The sequence below is a fragment of the Mesorhizobium sp. f-mel genome (assembly GCF_053850215.1).
In genome coordinates this window covers 270,952-290,817 of sequence record NZ_JBSPTO010000001.1, presented here as the reverse complement: position 1 = coordinate 290,817, position 19,866 = coordinate 270,952, and the positions used below count along the sequence as shown (strand labels likewise).

Below are 19,866 nucleotides of genomic sequence, written 5' to 3'. Positions count from 1 at the left end.
AGCTGGGATCATGTCCCGGATCGCTCCATTGTTTCTACTTGTTTTTTTCCGGTATTCCAGTCAATTTGTATGACAATAGGTGTCACAATACGTGGCACGTTTGCGGCGCCATTCGCTGCGCACTCCTGGGGCACGCGGCCAAAGCCGCCGCTATATAGTGACATCCTCAGGCAATGTCGACTCTGCTCGCCATCCTGCTTGTCTCCGCTGCGCCGAGCGCATCTGTATGGCGTATTATCATCATCGGGGCGAGCATACTTCACCGGGAATCGACCGAGCGCTTCGAGGTGCTGAGCAGCTAGGCGCGATAGCCTATGCCTGCGATCTTGCCGCGGGTCGCTTCTCGCCAAAGAGTTGCCGGCTCGCCACCCGGGAAGCTGATTTCCTCGGCAAGTGCGTGGTTTCAATAATAGAAAAGTTCGGCCTATCCGCCAACCATGAGCTTGACGACTTCGTCATGGTTGGTTTCCGAGATCTTGCGCTCGCCGGCCTGAATGCCGCGGCGCAGCACGACGATGCGGTCGGAAACGGCGAAAATATCCTGCAGATTGTGCGAGATGAAGATCACGCCCCGCCCTTGTGCCTTGAGTTGGTGGGTGAGCGAAATGACCTTGCGCTGCTCCGGTACGCCGAGGGCCGCGGTCGGTTCGTCCATGATCAGGATCTGCGCGTCCCAATAGACGGCCCGGCCGATGGCTACAGCCTGCCGTTGACCGCCGGAGAAATTGCTGACCGGGGCGTCGAGCCGGCTGACATGGAAGTCCAGCCGTCCCATGGTCTGCTTGGCGGCGACGGCCATGGCCTTGCGATCGAGCACCGGCAGGAAGCCGAAGGCCTTGCGCATGGGTTCACGGCCGAGGAAGATATTGGCGCCGATGGACAAATTGTCGGCGAGAGCGAGATCCTGGTAAATGGTCTCGATGCCTTTTTCGCGCGCCTCCTGCGGCGTCGCGAAGGTGACCGGCTGACCCCTGAGCAGAATTTCACCGCCGGTCGGCTGAAAGACGCCCGATATCGCCTTGATCAGCGTCGTCTTGCCGGCGCCGTTGTCGCCCGCCAGCGCCACCACTTCGCCCGGCCGCACGGCCATGGAGAAATCATTCAGCGCCTGCACCGCACCGAAATGCTTGGAAAGGTGTCGGACTTCGAGAAGGGGGGTGGTTTGTTCGGAACTATTCATCCTGGCGAGCTCCACTGAACCGGCGCTGCGCCTGGTCGATAAGGACGGAGATAATGATGACGAGGCCAACTGCGATGAACTGCCAGAACGGCTCGACATTGACGAAAACCAGCCCGTATTGAATGACCGCGATCACCAAGGCGCCGGCCACCGTCCCGAAGATGGTGCCGGAGCCACCGAACAGGCTGGCGCCGCCGATCACCACGGCTGCGACGCTGTCGAGCAGCAAGGGTTCGCCGGCCTGGGCGGCGCCCGCGGTGAAGCGCGCTGCATAGAGCGCGCCCCCGAGGCCGGCGCACATCGCCGAAAGCACGTAGAGGCGCAGGATGTGGCCCCTGACGTCGATGCCGGCGCGACGCGCCGCCTGCACATTGGCACCGATAGCGTAGTTGTGCTGGCCGAACCGGGTCTGGCTCAGGATGTAGTGCATCACGACGACGAAGGCGGCGGCGATGATGACGAGATAGGGGACACCGTAGAGCCTGCCGTTGCCAAGCAGCGCGAACCAGGAATTCTGGACCGGCACTGTCGTGCCGCCGGCCAGCAGGAACGCAGCGCCGCGCGCCACGCCGAACATGCCAAGCGTGCCGATGAAGGGTGGAATTCTGAGGCGCGAGATCAGCAAGCCGTTGATTAGGCCAGGCACGCCGGCGACAAGCACGGCCGCCAGAATGCCCAACATCATGGCCAGAGGCACCGGCATGGCGACACCAGCCATATTCGTGGCGTGGGCCGCGACGACGGCCGCGAGACCCATGATGAAGCCCAGCGAGAGGTCGATGCCTCCCGAAATGATGACGAAGGTCTGCCCGGTCGCCAGCAGCAACGGCGCCACGGCAAATATCGCAATGGACTGCACGTTGAACGGGTTGAGCACGAAGGTCGCGCCGAAGGAGAGCCTCGACCAAACCTCGAAACAGATGATCAGGCCGGCGAGGAACAGCCAGGCGCGTCCCTCGGCGATGCGTGCGAGCCAGCTCCTGGCCGGGTCACCGTGATCCGCCTGAGGAGCGACATGCATTTCGGTTGGTGATGTTGAAGTCATGAATGGTTCCGATCCGCAGCGCGGTCTCCGTCAAACAGGGTCAAATGGACCCGGCGCAGGTCTCCTTCCGGCAGGCCGGAAGGAGACCTGCTGGACTTATTCGGAATAGAGGTACTTCGAGATGTTGGGGTCGGCGATGTTGGACTTGTCCATGATCGTAAAGCCGGTGCCGATCGCAACCGGAAGCGACTGGCCGGTCAGATGGGCATAGGCCGACACGACGCCGAAATAGCCGATTTCCGCGGGATGCTGAGCAATCGCTACGTCGACAAGGCCAGTGTTGATGTTGTCGACAATGCTGGTCGGCGCGTCGAACGCCACGACCTTGACGGTGCCGGTCTGCCCGGCCTGCTGGACGCCATTGGCCGCGCCAAGCGCCGAGAAGAGGTTTGCGCCGAACACCCCAACGAGATCGGGATTGCGCGCGAACACAGCCTGCAGTTGCGAGGCGGCCTTGTTGGCGTCGTTGTCGTTGAACTGGGTTTCGAGAACGGTGATGCCGGGATGGTTGGCCGCCATCTCCTTCTTGAAGCCCTCTTCACGCTGGTCGGTGGTCGAAATGCCGGGCTTGACGTTCGAAACGTAGACCTTGCCCTTGTCGCCTATGGCCTTGGCCAATGCCCGCGCGGCGATCTCGCCGCCCAGAATGTTGTCCGAGGCAATATAGGACAGTGGGAAATCCGCCTCCCCGGCGCCGGTCTGGTAGACGCCGCTGCCGATGAAGGTGTCGACAGTGATCACCGGAATGCCGGCATCATTGGCCTTGCGCAGCGGTTCGACCAATTGAACCTTGTCGGTCGGCGCGATCAGGATGGCGTCCGGCTTCTTGGCGATGACCGCGTCAAGCACGGGGACTTGCGTTACCGGATTGAAATCCGGGGCACCCTGGAAAACCAGGGTCACACCAAGAGCATCGGCTGCCGCCTGGGCTCCCTTGCGCATGGTGATGTAAAAGCCGTCGGTGGTGAGACCCGGAATGAGCGCAACGGTGAACTTCTTGTCCTGCGCCAGAGCGGGCGTGATCAGCGCCGTTGCGCAGATGGCGAGAGCCGCCAGGGCGGCAACAATCTTCTTCATAACATCCTCCTCATGGTGTGGGCAGATTTGCCGTTGCGATCGACATTGAAATGGCTGTCAATTCGTTCCGGCTATGTGAAGTGCTGGCGGCGAGAGACGGGTTTCGCCTGCTTGCTGTTATGGGCAGCTTTCCTCCCGAGCGCCCCCCAGTCGTTAGATCAGCCAGTCGAAACCGACCGGCCTGATGCGCAGTCCCATTCCTGGCCTCCGCAAGATGCAGGGAACAGCGCCGCTCGACGCGCATGCGTGCCTAGCCGCAAGGTTGTAACACTTTGCTGAAAGAAATTGCAACTGGGTATTTCCGGGATCGAAACGCTTTCAAACCTGTCACCATCTGTCAGCCCCGCCGGGCCCTCACGCAGACTATTGCCCCAACTCTTTGGCGACACAACTGATGATTTCACGGCGGGCTCGCGAGCCGCGTTGGTGTCAATCAGTTTGGATCGATCGGGGTGCCGAGGTCACGCATCGGCGTGCCCACAACTATCGGGGCAAGAGGGCCTCGAGGATGGCCTGGGCCGTCTTCGTCTCCGTTACCAGAGCGTTGATCAGCCTGGCGCGGACGGCACCGATAATGGCCGTCGCCTTCTCCGGCGAGGCGGCAACGCCGATCACCAGAGGGACGGCTCGAAGCTGGGCAGGCGACATTGCGATCATCCGGCCCTCCCCCTCCCACGGGATAAGCGTGCCTTCGGCGTCGAAGTAATGGCGAATGACGTCTCCAGCCGCATGAAACAGGGCCTGTTCGCTCAGCGTGGCCGCGCTCGCCTCAGGCGGATTGATGGCATGGGGCAGGCCGATCCCGACGATCGCAACATCGGTCCGGTCCCAAAGCGCGACGCTGTCGCGGATGGTCGCATCGCCGAGGAAGACCTCACGCAATTCGGAGGACGGCAGATAGGGCGCATGGATGAAATGCGGCGTCCCGCCGAATTCTTCGGCGGCGAGCCGCACAAACTCGTTGATCTGAAAATGCGGCGCTTGCTGCTGCATACCGCCGGTGGCAGCGACGGTCAGAACGCCGGGAATGCGCGGCAGGCCTGCCTGGATCACCTCGCGAATGGCTCGCCCCCAGCCAATGGCGACCACCGAGCCGGCCGTCAGCTCCGCTTGCTTGATCAAGGCGCCGAGCGGCGCAGCGAGGGCCGTCAGCGCACCGGCTGCCGGCGCTTCGATGACCGCCGCGTCCCGAAGTCCGAGTCCCTCGATCAGTTGCGTGGTGATGCCTTCGGGGGTTGCAAGGTCGAGAACCTCGATCCTCACGATGCCCTCTGCTCTCGCCCGCTGCAGGAGGCGCGATATGGTCGCGGTTGAGACACCAAGCCGCCGCGCGATATCGACCTGCGACATCTCAGCCTCGTAGTGCAGTTTGGCGACCGTATGCAGCATCGTCCGCGATGCGGCTGCATCTTGTGCGGGAGGGACAGGCAGTTGCAATTCCTTTCAGCAATGTGTTACAGACCCGGCAACCGATGGGAGTTATCGCGCAAATTCGGCTGACTCGCAACGTGGGCTCGTTTCCACGACGAATAGCGGGCTAAGGCCAATTTTTCTCGGTTCGATAGCGCACCAAAGCGGCAAACCTCCTGCCAACGGGCAGGTAAAGAACTAAGCCTTTCTTGTTCCACGGATCTGCGCCCTGCTGAACGGGCGCCAACATCGGACAAAAGACCATGACAAAGATGACGACCGCAGAGTTGCGCGGCTACCAGCAGATATGCGGCCAAGACGGGGCCATCATGGCCATCGCCTGTGACCAGCGCGGCGGCATGCGGACGTTGCTTGCGGCGGACCCTGCAGAACAAGCCAAGATCACCAACGACATGCTCGGCGACACCAAGTCGGACATCACGCGATACCTCGCCAGCCAGGCATCCTGCGTGCTGCTCGACCCGCTCTGCGCAGTGCCGCGAGTTGTCGATGAAGGGGTGCTGAGCCGCGATACGGCCCTGCTCATCGGCCTCGATGCCTCGGGCTTCGACGTGTCGCCCGCCGGCTACCGCCTGTCGCGCCTCGTTCCCGGCATCGGCGCGCGCCGCGTCCGGGAGCTCGGCGGCACCGGCGGCAAGATCATGGTCTATCTCAGGGCTGATAGGCCTGAGGCGAATGAGCACAATGTCGCCATTCTGCGCCAATGCATCGCCGACTTCGCGCAAGAGGACCTCCTGCTCGTCGTCGAGTTCCTGACCTATCAGGTCGAAGGGGAAAGCCTTGAAGATTATACAGCCAAGATCCCCTGGCTTGTCGAAGAGGGGACCCGGATTTCGCTGGAATGCGGGGCGAAGGTGCTCAAGCTTCCTTATCCCGGAACGCCGGAAGCCTGCGCCAGGATCAGCAGCATGGCTGGCGAGGTGCCATGGGCGGTCCTCTCTGCCGGCGTCAACCACGCAACCTTCCTGGGCCAAGTCGAGATCGCGATGAGGAACGGCGCGTCAGGCGTCATCGCCGGCCGGTCGCTGTGGAAGGACTGCATCTCGCTTGACCGTGACATTCAGCGGGAAAGGCTTAAGACCATCGCGGTGTCGAGATTGCGCGAGCTTCAGGCGGTGATCGGAAACTACAGGCAGAAAGCCGCTTAGCGCACGACCCCGAACCGAAGGTCAGCGAAAGCAAAAATCGTAATCGATTTTCGGAATGGATCATGCGCAAATCAAAATACTACAGCGTCCTTTGCGCACCAGGATGCGCCGCGCTGTAGCTATCCGACGTTCACACCAGGCACGCACGGGACGTCATGCCTCTAGCCATGATCCCGAAAAGTGGGGACCGGTTTTCGGAGAAGATCATGGTCAAACAGCAAGATAGAGCCCCATTTCGATCTAGTCGAAATGGAACAGGCTCTAGTTCGATGGCCATAGGAATCGATATCGGCGGCACCAATCTGCGCGCCGCCCGTATTTCCGGCACGGGCGAAATCCTCGACCGCATTTCCGAGAAAAGCGCGCCGGACCCGGAGCTTGTGCTCTCCCGGATCGCCGAAATGGTGCGCCGGCTCGACTCCCCCGAAGTTGCGGCCATCGGCATCGGCGTCCCCGGACGCGTCGATACGCAGCTTGGCGCGGTCTTGTCCGGAGGCTATGTCAACCTCGCCTCGATCTCCCTGGCGCAACGACTGGAAAGCCTGGCGGGCAAGCCCGTGGTGATCGACAATGATTGCAACATGGCACTGATCGCGGAAACGGCTCTCGGCGCCGCCAAAGGCCATGAAAGCATCGTCATGTTCACGATCGGGACCGGCATTGGCGGTGCCGTGGTCCAAGACCGGCGGATCGTCCGCGGCAAGGGGACGGCGGGGCAGCTCGGCCACATCACCGTCGACATGTCGGGCGAAGCGTGCGTCTGCGGCCGGCGCGGCTGCGTTGAAACCACCAGCTCAGGCACGGCGCTTGGCCGTCACATCGCGCGGGCAGGCCTCGGTCCGGATGTTTCAGTCGATCAGCTTTTTGCCCGCGATGCGGGCGGCGACACGCTGGCGCGCGGCATACTGGAAGCCTGGGCCGGGCCGCTGCGTGCGGCAATCGATACGACCGTCGCCATGTTCGATCCCGATCTGGTGCTGCTCGGCGGCGGACTTGGCCTGGCGGCTCACCGGGCGCTTGCCAGGGCTCCCGCCTTGGCTCCGTGGTACCAATGCCCGGTGGAACCGGCGCAACTGGGCGACGACGCAGGCGTCATCGGCGCCGGTCTGCAAGCGCTCGCGAAGAAGGCGGCAGTCGCGCCCGTGTCCTTGCCATCTGCCCGGCTCAACCCCGGCCGGCGTGCTGTGCCCGCCAGGCGCGCCGTGCCCAGCCGGCGCGCCGTGCTCGTCAACGGCATCCCCGCCAGCGGCAAAAGCACCGTCTCGCGCGGTATCGCCGAGCGCATGGGTTGGCCATTGCTCGCGCTCGACACGGTCAAGAACCCGTTCCTCGAAGTGCTCGGCGGCGGCGATCGCGAATTCAACCGCACGCTCGGCCGCGCCAGTTACCAAGCCATCTGGTCGGTCGTCGGCGAGGCTCCGGCGGGCACCATATTTGTCGTCGACGCCTGGTTCGGCTTCCAGCCGCGCCAGGTGCTCGAGGATCACCTGCGAAGGGCCGGCGTCGAGCAGACCGCCGAAATCTGGTGTCATGCTCCCGGCGAGGTTCTTGCCGAGCGCTATCGCGCACGGCTCGATCAACGTCCGACCGGCCATCCCGGCGCGGCCTACATCCCCGAACTGATCGAACTGGCCAAGCGCGCCGAGCCGCTGCGGCGCGGACCGCTGTTTGACGTCGACACGACCAAACCGATCGCTTTCGATGCCATCACACAATGGTTGCAGGCGACGATTTGCGGCTGACACATAGGCAGCGCGGCCGCCTACCTCCGGATCCACAATCCGAGTGCAGCCGTTGATTGGCCATTGTGTTACCCCGGTGCCCGCCCGCCCTGTCTCGACAATCGTTCCCGAAATACCTGTCAGGATGGCTCGCCGCCTTGAGCGGGCGCGCGTTTGTGTAAGCGGATTTGCACACTGCCATTGGAACAAGAATTGCTCCACACCGTTCAAGCTGAGCAATCCGTCGCGGCAGCAATGAAGCGCCACAGCGGAGTTTGCTTGGAGGTAATATGAGAAAGCAACTTTCCTCGGCCGCGGCAGGCATCCTTCTGCTCGTTGGCGTCAGCGCCGCCGCCGCTCAGGACGTCATCATTCAACCCGAGCAGGATACTGTGATTAGGGAATACGTGAAAAAGAAACCGATGGCATCCGTCAGCCTTCTCGGCGTGGAGCTCAACATCGGCACAGCTCTGCCCGAAACGGTCGAGCTTTACGAGGTGCCGGACGTTCAATACCGCTACGTCGTCGTCGATGGCCGAACCGTCCTGGTCGATCCAGGTACGCGCAAGATTGTGAAGGTCTACGACTGACACGAACACTTCGAACTGACGCCCGCCGTGCCGAAGTGCGCGGCGGCTTTTTGTTTGGAACGAAGGCCAGCGCCGGACGCGCTAACCGCGCGTTTTGGCGTTCGGGTCTAGCGCGCTTTCCGCCGGATTAGCGGCCCAGCGGCTTGGTTGCGTGGGGGGACTGGCAGCTAGAGGCCGCTGGGCCTGACCAGCGAGCACTGGGGAGTGGGCGCCTGGCTGGCGAATACATGCGCTCAAGCTAATTGAATCGAAACATGCAAACGAAGTACGTGGCGGTAATTCCGCTGTGTAGAATGCCCGGCAGTGGGTCAGCCATTTCCGGATGCCGCCGTCGAGGCGTGGCGGCCCCTACCCCATCCGCCAGCAGGTTGAATTTATTGAGGAAAGTAGTGGTACCGTTGGCTGGGATCGAACCAGCGACCTCCGGATCCACAATCCGGCGCTCTAACCATCTGAGCTACAACGGCACGTTTCCCTGAGCGGGAGCGGGTGGAACGTTCATTCTCCGGGACCCGCTCTGTCGTTCGGCGATGCGTCAATACGGGCTATCGGAGTTTAATTCAAGGCTTTTGGCCGCGCATGGCCCCGAAAATCAGAATCGATTTTCGGAAAGGGTCATGCGCAAATCCAAAGTTCTACAGTGTCCTTTGCGCGTGCAAGAGGACGCGCGGCGCTGTCGGCAAAGAGTGCTCCGGCATCGACATCATATTTTCGCCGGGCAAAGAAAAAGGCCGGCGGGAGGAGGTGCCGGCCTTTTCCTGTTACGAGCCAGCGGGAGGAGGTGCTGGCTGGTCAGCCCGGAGAGCAGAGGGAGGAGGTTCCACCCGCCGGGTATTCGCTTGACCACTATATCTCACATAATCCTGTTCGAAGAAATGCGACCTTTTGTTGCATCTTCGAAATATGCGCAAATATTAGGCGGCCTTGATTTCGCTCATCGCCTTCTCGAAGGCGGTCTTGATCGGCTTGGAGACGTCCTCGGCCGCCTTGGAGGCGACGGTCTGGAAATCCTTTGCCTGCTCGACGGTCATCTCGACGCGCTTACGCAGGAATGCGGTCTGCAGTTCGACGACCTCCGACAGCGACTTGGCGCCGATCAGTGCTTCGAAATGCGAAAAGCCGGCTTCCGTATTGGCGCGCAGAGCGGCGATGGTCTTGAGCGACAGGTCGTTGGAAACGGTTTTGGCGGTCTCAAAGGTCGACTCCAGAGCCTTCTGGGTCTCTTCGGCGCCGGTCTTCAGCTTGGCATAGGCCTCTTTCGACTGCTCAACGCCCTTTTCCGCGAAAGCGCGGATCTGGTCGGTGGCTTTGGAAGCGTCGAAGCTAGGGAATTCGACATTTTCAGCGGTCTTGGTCCTGGACATTTTCCATCCTTTGCAGCGGCAGCGGCTTCGACAGAAAGCCGTCTCGTTCATGTATGATGGCAATATAAAGGCAATTTTTGTGCATTGCAATAACTTTGTTGCAGCGCACCATAGAATTTCTCTCCCAACGTTAACCACGAGCCCAGAGATTCCGGCGGTTGCACGCTATGGCTTGTGGACCTTCGCGCCGTCGGCTTTTATTAACAAAGCGTTAACCGCAAACTGCCGCTCTGTGAGGGTTCCCAAAGCGCATGCCGTCCGAAAACTACTCCTTCCTCGACGTCGCCGTGCTCGACGCGGTCCGCCAGCGCTTTGCCGCCGGCGACGCGATCGCCCTTCTGTCGGCAGACCTCGAACAGGTGATCTGGGCCAACGGACCAGGGGCAGCGGTGTTCGGCTACCCCGACATCGAGGCCATCATCGGCGCCTCGACAGGCTTGCCGCTGATCGCCAGGCGCCAGATCATGGCGACAAGCGGTTTTCCACAGATCGGCCGCGACCGCGCCATCACGGTGCGGCTGGCAACCGGCCTGACCAGCCGCGCGGTTGGCTTTCTGGCCAGCGCGGTGACAATGCCTGACGGCGAAAAAGCGATCATGCTTGCGGTGCCGGCGGCACAGACCGGCTCGCGCAGCGCCGAGATCGCCGCTCAGGCCATCAGCGGCTTTACCGAAGACGGTCATTTCATCGCCTTCGTCGATGCCAAGGGCAACATCGAGGCAGCTTCCGACGGTTTTTCGGCGCTCGGCATCTTGCCCGAAACGCTGGCAGCGCTTGTGAGCGATGTGGCGAGCGAGAGCGACCGCATCGTCAAACGCCTCGTTCCAGGCGGCACCACTTCCTATCCGGCCGGCCTCGCCCGGCTGACGGACGAGCGGCACCTGCTGGTGGTGATCGACGAGAACCGGCTTGACTCCGAAGCAGGCTCTGCTGGCGAGCGCAGCGCGGGAGGAGAAACCGCTATCGGTGCGGCGGCGGCCGATGCCGCAGTCCCGCCAAAAGCAGAACAGGACAAAGCGCCCGCAACAGTCGCGAAGTTGGATGTGGCAGGGCAGACCGTCCCGGCAGCCGGCGAAGACATTTCCGTGTCGGCGGAGCACGAGGTTCCCGATTCGACCGGGCCAGATTCAACCAGACCTGATTCAACCGCGCCCGATTCGACCGAGCAGGGTCCGGAAGCGGCCGGCGGAATGCCTCCACAGCATGACCATTGGTATTTCAGCGCCAGCGAGGATGAGGCGCAAAAGCCGAGCCGACCGGATGCGTCCGGACATGTCGAGGCGGATGCTTCGGCCGAAAGTTCCGCACAGGATGCCATCGGGGCCGGCTCCCCGACTGAGCGTGCCAACCCCTCGATCGACCGCGCGGCGCCGCCCCTGCGTTTCGTCTGGCGCACCGACGCCGAAGGCAGGTTCAGTGCGCTGTCGCCGGAATTCGCAGAACTCGTCGGCAAGCCTGCCGCCGATGTGATCGGCCGGCGTTTCAGGGACGTCGCGGCTACCTTCGACCTCGATGCGTCCGGCGAGATCGCCGGCCTGCTCGACCGACGCGACACCTGGTCCGGCCGCTCGGTGCTGTGGCCGGTTGCCGGCACCGAGTTCAAGATTCCCGTCGACCTAGCGGCGCTGCCTGTCTACGGCCGAAGCCGTGCCTTCGAAGGTTTTCGCGGCTTCGGCGTTGCCCGCACCGGCGATGCAGTGGTCGATCCGGAAGCGATCGGTATGGCGCTTGTCCCTAATGCCGGGGCTCCCGCTGCCGTCGAGCCGGAAGTCGCCGAAACGCCTGACGAAACCGACCCGTTCCAGGGCGAGGTGCCGGCGCTGACCATCGTGCCGAAGCCGGAGCGACGCTTTGCCGACAAGGTGATCCGGTTGGCGGAACACAGGCAGCCGGCCAACGACAAAGGCCTGTCGACGCTGGAACGCAGTGCATTCCGTGAAATCGGCGAGCGGCTCAAGAAGGACAATCCCCCAACCGAACAGCCCGATGCTGCAATGTCGGCAGAACCGGCTGCGGCGGAACCGTCCGAAACCGATGTCGAAGACGAGAAGGATATCGCGAGGCTCGACGCCGAGCAGCGGGAAGCAACCGTGTCCGGCATCTCAGGCTCGCTGCTCGACTACGCCGACCGGGACTATGTCGCCGACAATAGCGACGGTGCCCCGGTTTCGGAGCCGGACAAGGCGACGCAAGAGGTAGTCAAACCCACCGACACGGGCAGTCGATCGACCGCCGCCGAAGACGACGACAGCATGACGGCTGCCGATTTCCGTGATGCAGAAGACAGCGAGGATTGGGCGCCGTCCGGTGACGACGAAACCCGTTCGTCAACCGATCACATCGGCGATGTCGGCGACGTGGAGGCGGCGCCGATTGAGCGTCCGCGCCTGCAGGTGCCGCCGCTCAAGCTTGAAGGGTTCGTGCCATCGGCTTTTTTGACCGCAGATGGCAGCAAGGCTCCGGACACTTCGATCCTCGGCAAACTGCCGGTGCCGCTGCTCATCCATTCCGGCGACGATCTCCACTATGCGAACGAGGAATTCCTCAGCCTGACCGGCTATGACACGCTCGACGATCTGGAGGATGCCGGTGGCCTCGGCGCGCTGTTTGCCGATCCTTACGACGACAGCGCCTCCGACGGAACCGATCACGCGCTCCGGTTAAAGACGCATGACGGTCAGGAGTTCCCGATCGAGGCCATTCTGCGTTCGGTTCCGTGGCGTGGCGGCAAGGCGCTGATGCTGGTCGTGCGCCGTTCCGGCGACGACGAGGCAGCAGCCATTCTGCATGGTACCGCCGACGACCAGACGCAGCCGGACACTTCCGAGCTCAAGGCACGCATCGCCGAGATGCGCACCATCATCGACACCGCGACCGACGGCGTCGTGCTGATCAGCCGAGACGGAACGATCCGCTCGATCAGCCGCCCGGCCGAAGCGCTTTTCGGTTTCGACAGCGACGAGGTGAGCGGCAAGCCCTTCGTCTCGCTGTTCGCGATCGAAAGCCAGCGCGCCGCGCGAGACTATCTCGACGGATTGTCCGAGCCCGGCGTGGCGAGCGTGCTCAACGACGGCCGCGAGGTGATTGGACGCGAGGCGCAGGGGCGCTTCATTCCGCTGTTCATGACCATCGGCAGCCTGCCCAACGATAGCGGCTTCTGCGCGGTGGTGCGCGACATCACCCAATGGAAGCGGGCCGAAGAGGATCTGACCCAGGCGCGCGCCGTGGCCGAGCGTGCCTCCTCGCAAAAGACCGACTTCCTCGCCCGCATCAGCCACGAAATCCGCACGCCGCTCAATGCCATCATCGGGTTTTCCGAGCTGATGGTCGACGAGAAATTCGGGCCGGTCGCCAATGACCGTTACCGCGACTATCTACGCGACATTAACCGGTCGGGTAATCATGTGCTCGACCTGGTCAACGATCTGCTCGACATTTCGAAAATCGAGGCCGGCCAGCAGGAGATGGCCTACGAGGCGGTGTCGCTTAACGACACGCTGTCCGAGACGGTGGCGATGATGCAGCCGCAAGCCAACCGCGAACGTGTCATCATCCGCTCCAGCTTCGCCTCTCGGCTGCCGGAAGTGGTGGCCGATCTGCGCAGCGTGCGCCAGATCGCACTGAACATCCTGTCGAATGCCATTCGCTACACGCAGGCCGGCGGCCAGGTGATCGTATCGACAGCTTACGAGATCTCCGGCGACGTCGTCATGCGCGTGCGCGACACCGGTATCGGCATGAGCCAGTCCGAGATCGAGCAGGCGCTCAAGCCGTTCAAGCAGATCAACGCGCTGAAGCGCGGGCGCGGCGACGGTACCGGTCTCGGGCTGCCGCTGACCAAGGCCATGGTCGAGGCGAACCGGGCCCGGTTCACCATCAACTCGACGCCCGGAGAGGGCACCCTGGTCGAAGTCGCTTTCCCGTCGACCCGCGTGCTCGCGGATTAGAGCGGCGGACTTTCAGTCGTCCGTGTCGCCGCTCTATCTTTTTGTTTGAGCATCGGAGTTTCCCAAAACCGGTGCCCACTTTTGGGTCCGATGCTCTATCTTTTTGTTTGAGCATCGGATTTTCCCAAAACCCGTCCCCACTTTTAGGTCGGATGCTCCAAAAGAAAAGGCGTCCAAAGGACGCCTTGAATGATTGGATTGCTGTTACACGGGGCTTGAGCGAATTCAGATCCTCTGGAGAGGAACGGGATTTCTCCCTCAAGTTACGCACGACTATCGATGCCGGCCCTTAACAAAACCTTACCGGCGCCGCGAAAAATTTACCAATGTGTACCACTCATGAATTCTAGGTAAATTCGGGCGAGATATTTCGTTAACCATGCTCGGCCCGGCCTATCAAGTCGCATGGCACCGCCGGCCTGTTTGCTCAGTCGGCCAGTTCCGGCAGGTCGCGGAACAGCTCCAGCGCTTCGGGATTGGCCAGCGCCTCCTTGTTCTTGACGGCGCGGCCATGCACCACGTCGCGCACCGCAAGCTCGGTGATCTTGCCCGATTTGGTGCGTGGAATGTCGGCGACGGCGACGATTTTAGCCGGCACGTGGCGGGGGCTCGCGCCGCTGCGGATTTTCGCGCGGATGCGTTTTTCCAGCTCCGCGTCGAGTTGCATCCCCTCAGCCAGCCGCACGAACAGCACAACCCGCACGTCGTTGTCGAAATCCTGGCCGATGCACAGTGCCTCCAAGATTTCCGGCATCTGCTCGACCTGGTTGTAGATCTCCGCCGTGCCGATCCGCACCCCGCCCGGGTTGAGCGTCGCGTCGGAGCGGCCATGGATGATCAGGCCGCCATGAGCGGTCCATTCGGCGAAGTCCCCGTGGCACCAGACATTGTCGAAGCGCTCGAAATAGGCTGCGTGGTATTTCTTGCCTTCGGGATCGTTCCAGAAGCCGATCGGCATCGCCGGAAACGCCTTGGTGCAGACGAGCTCACCCTTTTCCTGCCTGAGCGTGTGGCCGTCGTCGTCCCAGACATCGACGGCGAGGCCGAGGCCAGGCCCCTGTATCTCTCCGGTCCATACCGGTTCGGTCGGTACGCCGAGCACGAAGCAGGAGACGATATCGGTGCCGCCGGAAATCGAGGCGAGATGCACGTCCTTCTTGATGCCGTTATAGACGAAGCGGAAGTCCTCGGGCGACAGTGGCGAGCCGGTGGAGGAGATCGTGCGCACGCACGAAAGATCATGCGTTTTGATCGGTCTGAGGCCGGCCTTGCGCACGGAATCGATGAATTTGGCCGAGGTGCCGAAATAGGTCATCTTCTCGGCGTCGGCGAAGTCGAACAGCACGTTGCCGTCGGGATAGAAGGGCGACCCGTCATAAAGCAGAAGGGTTGCGCCCGACGCCAGGCCGGACACCAGCCAGTTCCACATCATCCAGCCGCAAGTGGTGAAATAAAAGAAGCGGTCGCCGTCGAGCAGGCCGGCGTGGAGCCGTTCTTCCTTGACATGCTGGATCAGCGTTCCGCCGGCCGAATGGACGATGCATTTGGGAATGCCGGTCGTTCCGGAAGAAAACAGGATGTAGAGCGGATGCGCGAACGGTAACCGTTCGAAGGTGACGGGCTTGGTGGCAAAGGATGAGAGGGCCTCGTCCAGCGCAGTCGCCTTCTCGATGGTCGCCGCCACATCGGTCGACGTGCCGAGATAGTCGACGATCAGGATCTTGCGGACGGTGACGAGCTTTGCCGCAACGGCCGCGATCTTGTCGGCGACCTCGATCGCCTTGCCATTGTACCAGTAACCGTCGGGCACGATGAAGATGACAGGCTCGATCTGCCCGAACCGGTCCAGCACGCCCTGTTCGCCGAAATCGGGAGAGCAGGACGACCAGACGGCGCCGATCGAGGCTGTCGCCAGCATTGCCGCGACGGTCTCCGGCATGTTGGGCATCATGGCGGCGATACGGTCGCCCTTTTTCACCCCAAGCGACAGGAAAAGCTGCTGCAGCCGCGAGGTCAGCGCATGCAGCTCATTCCAGGAAAGCCGGCGCTCGACCTTGTCTTCGCCGCGAAAGACGATGGCGTCACCGAGCCCGGTTTTCTTCAACAGGTTCTCGGCGAAGTTCAGCTTCGCGTCGGGAAAAAACGCGGCGCCGGGCATTTTCTCGCCATCGACAAGCACGCGCTCGCCGCCACTGGCGCCCTTGTCGCCCACGATCCCGCAAAAGTCCCAGACCAGGCTCCAGAATGCCTCGCGATCGTCGATCGACCAACGGTGTAGTTCGGCATAGGAGGAAAAAAACTTGCCGGTTGCGGCCGCGGCGGCCTGCATGAAGGCAGTCATCGGCGCCGCGTCGACCTGGTCTTTCGTCGGTGCCCAGAGCGGTGCGTCGCCAGCCATGATCGTTCCTCCTTAAAGCACGTCACGTTTGAAGAGTTCACGCGACGCGCTTTCGACTTTTGTTTTTATGTATGTCGTTATCCCAAAAGGTTGCGCATTTTGGCGACAGGCATTGGGATCGCTTATGCATATCGCGTCGCAGCAGAGCAAGATTTTGTTCGGCCGCGCGACGCGGATGTGCGCAAATGCCATCGCCGGGCCATAAAGACTTGAAATGCGTCAGCCCTAAGTCGTAGTGACGACTGGGGTTACACCCGTCGGGCGATTTTGGTCGGAACGGAAGCATACGGGCGACATGTCATCACCTTTGATCCGGCGCGGAATATGGGCGATCGGCGTTGCCGTGCTCGTCATCGCGCTGGCCGTTGCCGCCCTGCCGCTCGTCGCCTCGACCCGCATCGTGCGCGACCGCATCGCCTGGGAAATGAGTGCGTGGAGCGGTTTCAGGGTCACGATCGACGGCGCCCCGCGGATCGAGGTCTGGCCGAATTTCCGGGCCATCCTGACCGACGTGACGCTTTCGCAATGGACAGAAACCGACGCCCCGCCGGTGATCGAGGCCGAACGGGTCGAGGTCAATCTCTCCGCCATGGCAGCGTTGCGCGGCGATGTGGTGTTCTCGACGGCGCGGCTGATCCGGCCGACGATCAGGGTTCAACGCGCAGCACATGGGCTTTTCCTGCCCGCCTTGCCTTCAGGCGGGCGCATCACCCGTTCCATCGACATCGCCCGCGCCGTGGTCAGCGCCAATCCAGCCAAGCCGGACCTGAGCAAGCTGCCGGCTGATCCGTTCGGCACCGTAGAGTTCAGGAACGGCCGCGTGGTGACCTCCGTCGATGGTAAGGACGCTGAGATACTGAGCAGCCTGAGCGGACAGGCGAACTGGGCCGCCATGAACAGCAATGCGACGCTGTCGGCGACCGGGATCTGGCGTGGCGAAAGCGTCGCCGTGGATGCCGCATCGTCGAACCCGCTGGTGCTGTTTGGGGGCGGTGCGGCGCCGATGACGCTTTCCTTCAAGGCGGCCCCTGCCAGTTTTTCCTTCGACGGCGTGGCCAGCATGTCCGAGAATGCCTATTTCGACGGCCAGGCGAAATTTGCCGCACCCTCGCTCAGGCGCGTGCTCGAATGGTCGCGGGCCGGCATCGCGCCGGGCGCGGCAATCGGCTCGGTTTCCGTTTCCAGCAAGGTCACGGCGACCTCCGGCCGCATTAAATTCGAAAACACCGAGATCGCTCTGGACGACAATCCGGGAATGGGTGCGCTGGACTTCTCCTTTGGCGAGGCGCGGCCGGTGATCGCCGGTACGCTCGCCTTCGAGACGCTCGACTTGCGGTCGTTTCTCTCCGCCTTCACACCCCTGGCGCCTACGGACGGCGCTGGCCCAGGCGAAATCGACATAAGCGTCGCCGACCGGATCGATCTCGATCTCAGACTGTCGGCAGCGCAGGCCACCGCAGGCGCCATCCAGCTTGCCGACGTCGCCGCCGCCGCCCAGGTCAAGAACGGTCTTGCCGTCTTCGATATTTCCGATGCATCGGCCTTTGGCGGCAACATCCAGAGCAGTCTTCGTTTCGACCGCAAGCCGGGAGGCACGCAGGTCGAGATCAGGCTGCTCGCCTCCGACATCGATGGTGGGGCTTTTGGCACCGCAGCCGGAATGACGCGACTGGTCCCGATCGGCACGGGAACCATTTCGGTCATCCTCAAGGGGCCGGGCAGAACCTGGGATTCCATTTTCGAGAACGCCGACGGCTCGGTTTCGGCGAAATTCGGCCAGGGCGCATTGAGCCGGTTCAATTTGCCGGCGTTTCTCAAACACAACGAACAGGGCGGGTTCTTCGCGCTCGACGATGTCTCCGACGGAACGCTGCCGATCGACGGGGCCGAACTCAAGGCGAGCATTTCGAACGGTGTGGCGAAGATCGACAAGGCCGAAGCGAATTCGGCGAAGTACAAGATCTGGCTTTCCGGCATCGCCTCCTATGCCGGGCGCGGGCTGGCGCTGTCCGGCGGCATCATTCAGGCGGACCAGCCAGCCACGCAGACAAATAACCAGGGTCCCAACCAGTCTTCGTTCTTCGTCGGCGGAACGTGGAGCACGCCGTTCATTTCGCCGATAAGCCGCGGGGTTTCCGGAGAGTAGGCAACGAGGGTATTGCCGCCGCCCTTTCGTCACCCACGCTGTGCGGCCTGTTCATCGCGCTGGCGCTGCACCTCGCGACGCTTGTTGGCGAGCGAAGCGATGATGACGCCGACCGCCACGACCGCGATCAGGATGGTGCAGGCGGCGTTGATCTCCGGCGTCACACCGAGACGAACCTGGCTGTAGATCTTCATCGGCAGCGTGGTGGCGCCGGGCCCTGAGGTGAAGCTGGCGATGACCAGATCGTCGAGCGACAATGTGAACGCCAGCATCCAGCCAGACACGATCGCCGGCATGATGACCGGCAGCGTGATCTGGAAGAAGGTCTTCACCGGCGGCGCGCCAAGATCCATCGCGGCCTCTTCAAGCGAGCGGTCGAACGTGATCAGGCGCGACTGCACGACGACCGCGACGAAGCACATGGTCAGGGTGATGTGGGCAAGCGTGACGGTGAGAAAGCCGCGGTCGAGACCGACGGCGACGAAGAGCAGCAGCAGCGACAGGCCGGTGATGACTTCCGGCATGACCAACGGCGCAAAGACCATGCCGGAAAACAGCGTCCGGCCCTTGAAGCGCGTGTAGCGCGTCAGGGTGAGAGCCGCCAGCGTGCCGAGCACGGTCGCCACGGTGGCCGAGATGACGGCGACGCGAGCCGTTACCCAGGTGGCGTCCATGAGGCCCTGGTTGTGGAACAGCGAGACGTACCATTTGGTCGAGAAGCCGCCCCAGACGGTGACCAATTTCGACTCGTTGAAGGAGAAGACGACGAGCAGGACAATCGGCAGGTAAAGAAAGGCAAAGCCCAGCACGATCGAAGTGATGTTGAAGCGGCTCCAGGTCGGGTTCATTTGTCCTGCTCCTGGGCGCGGGCCTGGGCCCGCTGGAAGAGCATGATCGGCACGATCAGCAGCAACAGCAGGATGACGGCGACGGCCGACGACACCGGCCAGTCGCGATTGGCGAAGAACTCGTTCCACAGCGTCTTGCCGATCATCAGGGTCTGCGATCCGCCGAGCAGGTCGGGGATGACGAACTCGCCAACGGCGGGAATAAACACCAGAAGGCAACCGGCGATGACGCCGGGCAGCGACAGCGGAAAGGTGATCTTCCAGAAGGCGCTGGTCGGCGGGCAACCGAGATCCTTGGCCGCCTCGATCAGTGAATAGTCCATTTTCTCGAGGGCGGAATAAAGCGGCAGCACCATGAACGGCAGATAGGAATAGACGATGCCGATGAAGATTGCCGTGTAGGTGTTGAGGATGATCAGCGGCTGGCTGATGACGCCGGTGGCGAGCAGCAGCTGGTTGAGCAGCCCCTCGGGCTTGAGGATGCCGATCCAGGCGTAGACGCGGATCAGGAACGAGGTCCAGAACGGCAGGATCACCAGCATTAGCAAGGTCGGGCGCAGCATCGCCGGCGCACGGGCCATGCCATAGGCGATCGGGTAGCCGACAAGCAATGTCAGCACCGTTGAAATGGCGGCGACGATGACGCTCGTCACATAGGCGTTGATGTAGAGCGCGTCCTGCGTCAGCCATGTGTAGTTATCGATGCTGAGCTGTTTCAGCTGAGCGAAAAAACCGGAAAGCCCATCGCCGAAGCCAAGTACCGGCGTGTAGGGCGGTATGGCGATCGCCGTCTGCGACAGCGAAATCTTGAAAACGATGACGAACGGAATCAGGAAGAAGAAGACCAGCCACAGATAGGGGATGATGATGACAAGGCGGCCAACGAGGGCCTCTCCCAGTCTGGCCAGGGCGGATTTGCCCGCGTCGGCGGCCCGAGAGCTCGTTGCAGCGGTGACAGCGGCATTCGACAT

The 19,866-nt window shown here is 62.3% G+C and carries 13 protein-coding genes and 1 tRNA gene; 5 read left to right on the top strand and 9 right to left on the bottom strand.

Going from position 1 to position 19,866, the window contains the following annotated elements:
- Nucleotides 1–424 precede the first annotated feature (424 nt).
- The 4 genes from ACWUKX_RS01365 to ACWUKX_RS01350 all read right to left on the bottom strand — a co-directional run bounded on the left by ACWUKX_RS01365 (nucleotide 425) and on the right by ACWUKX_RS01350 (nucleotide 4,691).
- Nucleotides 425–1,180 (bottom strand): ATP-binding cassette domain-containing protein, encoded by a 756-nt coding sequence (locus ACWUKX_RS01365; protein WP_456003133.1) that lies wholly within the window; start codon nucleotides 1,178–1,180, stop codon nucleotides 425–427.
- A complete protein-coding gene (locus tag ACWUKX_RS01360) occupies nucleotides 1,173–2,225 on the bottom strand; it encodes an ABC transporter permease subunit (protein WP_456003131.1) in 1,053 nt (350 codons plus the stop codon). The genes ACWUKX_RS01365 and ACWUKX_RS01360 overlap by 8 nt, the downstream gene beginning before the upstream one ends.
- A gap of 96 nt (nucleotides 2,226–2,321) precedes the next feature.
- On the bottom strand, nucleotides 2,322–3,302 hold the full coding sequence (locus ACWUKX_RS01355; RefSeq protein ID WP_456003129.1) for an ABC transporter substrate-binding protein: 981 nt from the start codon (nucleotides 3,300–3,302) through the stop codon (nucleotides 2,322–2,324).
- Nucleotides 3,303–3,785: 483 nt separating this feature from the next.
- Complete coding sequence (locus tag ACWUKX_RS01350; protein WP_456003127.1) at nucleotides 3,786–4,691, bottom strand: sugar-binding transcriptional regulator; 906 nt, start codon at nucleotides 4,689–4,691, stop codon at nucleotides 3,786–3,788.
- Nucleotides 4,692–4,975: 284 nt separating this feature from the next.
- Here ACWUKX_RS01350 and ACWUKX_RS01345 point away from each other — a divergent pair, with 284 nt between their 5' ends.
- The 3 genes from ACWUKX_RS01345 to ACWUKX_RS01335 all read left to right on the top strand — a co-directional run bounded on the left by ACWUKX_RS01345 (nucleotide 4,976) and on the right by ACWUKX_RS01335 (nucleotide 8,192).
- Nucleotides 4,976–5,881, top strand: a complete 906-nt coding sequence (locus ACWUKX_RS01345) for a tagatose-bisphosphate aldolase (RefSeq protein ID WP_456003125.1) — start codon at nucleotides 4,976–4,978, stop codon at nucleotides 5,879–5,881.
- Nucleotides 5,882–6,150: 269 nt separating this feature from the next.
- Nucleotides 6,151–7,623 carry an ROK family protein gene (locus ACWUKX_RS01340; protein ID WP_456003123.1) on the top strand — a complete coding sequence of 491 codons (1,473 nt, stop codon included), beginning with the start codon at nucleotides 6,151–6,153 and terminating at the stop codon, nucleotides 7,621–7,623.
- A gap of 269 nt (nucleotides 7,624–7,892) precedes the next feature.
- Nucleotides 7,893–8,192, top strand: coding sequence for a DUF1236 domain-containing protein (locus tag ACWUKX_RS01335; RefSeq protein ID WP_456003121.1), 300 nt, complete (start codon nucleotides 7,893–7,895; stop codon nucleotides 8,190–8,192).
- A gap of 390 nt (nucleotides 8,193–8,582) precedes the next feature.
- Here the strand turns inward: ACWUKX_RS01335 and ACWUKX_RS01330 are convergent.
- Both ACWUKX_RS01330 and ACWUKX_RS01325 read right to left on the bottom strand, forming a co-directional pair.
- Nucleotides 8,583–8,659: transfer RNA gene (locus ACWUKX_RS01330), tRNA-His, on the bottom strand.
- A 447-nt stretch (nucleotides 8,660–9,106) separates the two neighbouring features.
- Nucleotides 9,107–9,556: a phasin gene (locus tag ACWUKX_RS01325; protein ID WP_352952711.1), complete on the bottom strand. Its 450-nt coding sequence runs from the start codon at nucleotides 9,554–9,556 to the stop codon at nucleotides 9,107–9,109.
- Between the two features lie 251 nt (nucleotides 9,557–9,807).
- On the opposite strand from ACWUKX_RS01325, the gene ACWUKX_RS01320 reads away from it, so the two are divergent.
- Nucleotides 9,808–13,503 (top strand): PAS domain S-box protein, encoded by a 3,696-nt coding sequence (locus ACWUKX_RS01320; protein WP_456003119.1) that lies wholly within the window; start codon nucleotides 9,808–9,810, stop codon nucleotides 13,501–13,503.
- Between the two features lie 427 nt (nucleotides 13,504–13,930).
- Here ACWUKX_RS01320 and ACWUKX_RS01315 read toward each other — a convergent pair whose 3' ends face one another.
- Nucleotides 13,931–15,901, bottom strand: a complete 1,971-nt coding sequence (locus ACWUKX_RS01315) for an acetoacetate--CoA ligase (protein ID WP_456003117.1) — start codon at nucleotides 15,899–15,901, stop codon at nucleotides 13,931–13,933.
- A gap of 295 nt (nucleotides 15,902–16,196) precedes the next feature.
- Between ACWUKX_RS01315 and ACWUKX_RS01310 the strand changes: the two genes are divergently transcribed.
- Nucleotides 16,197–18,047, top strand: coding sequence for an AsmA family protein (locus tag ACWUKX_RS01310; RefSeq protein ID WP_456003115.1), 1,851 nt, complete (start codon nucleotides 16,197–16,199; stop codon nucleotides 18,045–18,047).
- Between the two features lie 29 nt (nucleotides 18,048–18,076).
- Here the strand turns inward: ACWUKX_RS01310 and ACWUKX_RS01305 are convergent, their stop codons facing one another.
- Together ACWUKX_RS01305 and ACWUKX_RS01300 are read right to left on the bottom strand one after the other, a co-directional pair.
- A complete protein-coding gene (locus ACWUKX_RS01305; RefSeq protein ID WP_287071271.1) occupies nucleotides 18,077–18,895 on the bottom strand; it encodes an ABC transporter permease in 819 nt (272 codons plus the stop codon).
- On the bottom strand, nucleotides 18,892–19,866 hold the full coding sequence (locus ACWUKX_RS01300) for an ABC transporter permease subunit (RefSeq protein ID WP_456003113.1): 975 nt from the start codon (nucleotides 19,864–19,866) through the stop codon (nucleotides 18,892–18,894). The genes ACWUKX_RS01305 and ACWUKX_RS01300 overlap by 4 nt, the downstream gene beginning before the upstream one ends.

What these genes read in the sequence shown, in the direction of transcription:
- ACWUKX_RS01365 (WP_456003133.1), bottom strand. Translation starts at nt 1,180, where the DNA reads ATGAATAGTTCCGAACAAACCACCCCCCTTCTCGAAGTCCGACACCTT.
- ACWUKX_RS01360 (WP_456003131.1), bottom strand. Translation starts at nt 2,225, where the DNA reads ATGACTTCAACATCACCAACCGAAATGCATGTCGCTCCTCAGGCGGAT.
- ACWUKX_RS01355 (WP_456003129.1), bottom strand. Translation starts at nt 3,302, where the DNA reads ATGAAGAAGATTGTTGCCGCCCTGGCGGCTCTCGCCATCTGCGCAACG.
- ACWUKX_RS01350 (WP_456003127.1), bottom strand. Translation starts at nt 4,691, where the DNA reads ATGCTGCATACGGTCGCCAAACTGCACTACGAGGCTGAGATGTCGCAG.
- ACWUKX_RS01345 (WP_456003125.1), top strand. Translation starts at nt 4,976, where the DNA reads ATGACAAAGATGACGACCGCAGAGTTGCGCGGCTACCAGCAGATATGC.
- ACWUKX_RS01340 (WP_456003123.1), top strand. Translation starts at nt 6,151, where the DNA reads ATGGCCATAGGAATCGATATCGGCGGCACCAATCTGCGCGCCGCCCGT.
- ACWUKX_RS01335 (WP_456003121.1), top strand. Translation starts at nt 7,893, where the DNA reads ATGAGAAAGCAACTTTCCTCGGCCGCGGCAGGCATCCTTCTGCTCGTT.
- ACWUKX_RS01325 (WP_352952711.1), bottom strand. Translation starts at nt 9,556, where the DNA reads ATGTCCAGGACCAAGACCGCTGAAAATGTCGAATTCCCTAGCTTCGAC.
- ACWUKX_RS01320 (WP_456003119.1), top strand. Translation starts at nt 9,808, where the DNA reads ATGCCGTCCGAAAACTACTCCTTCCTCGACGTCGCCGTGCTCGACGCG.
- ACWUKX_RS01315 (WP_456003117.1), bottom strand. Translation starts at nt 15,901, where the DNA reads ATGGCTGGCGACGCACCGCTCTGGGCACCGACGAAAGACCAGGTCGAC.
- ACWUKX_RS01310 (WP_456003115.1), top strand. Translation starts at nt 16,197, where the DNA reads ATGTCATCACCTTTGATCCGGCGCGGAATATGGGCGATCGGCGTTGCC.
- ACWUKX_RS01305 (WP_287071271.1), bottom strand. Translation starts at nt 18,895, where the DNA reads ATGAACCCGACCTGGAGCCGCTTCAACATCACTTCGATCGTGCTGGGC.
- ACWUKX_RS01300 (WP_456003113.1), bottom strand. Translation starts at nt 19,866, where the DNA reads ATGTCGAATGCCGCTGTCACCGCTGCAACGAGCTCTCGGGCCGCCGAC.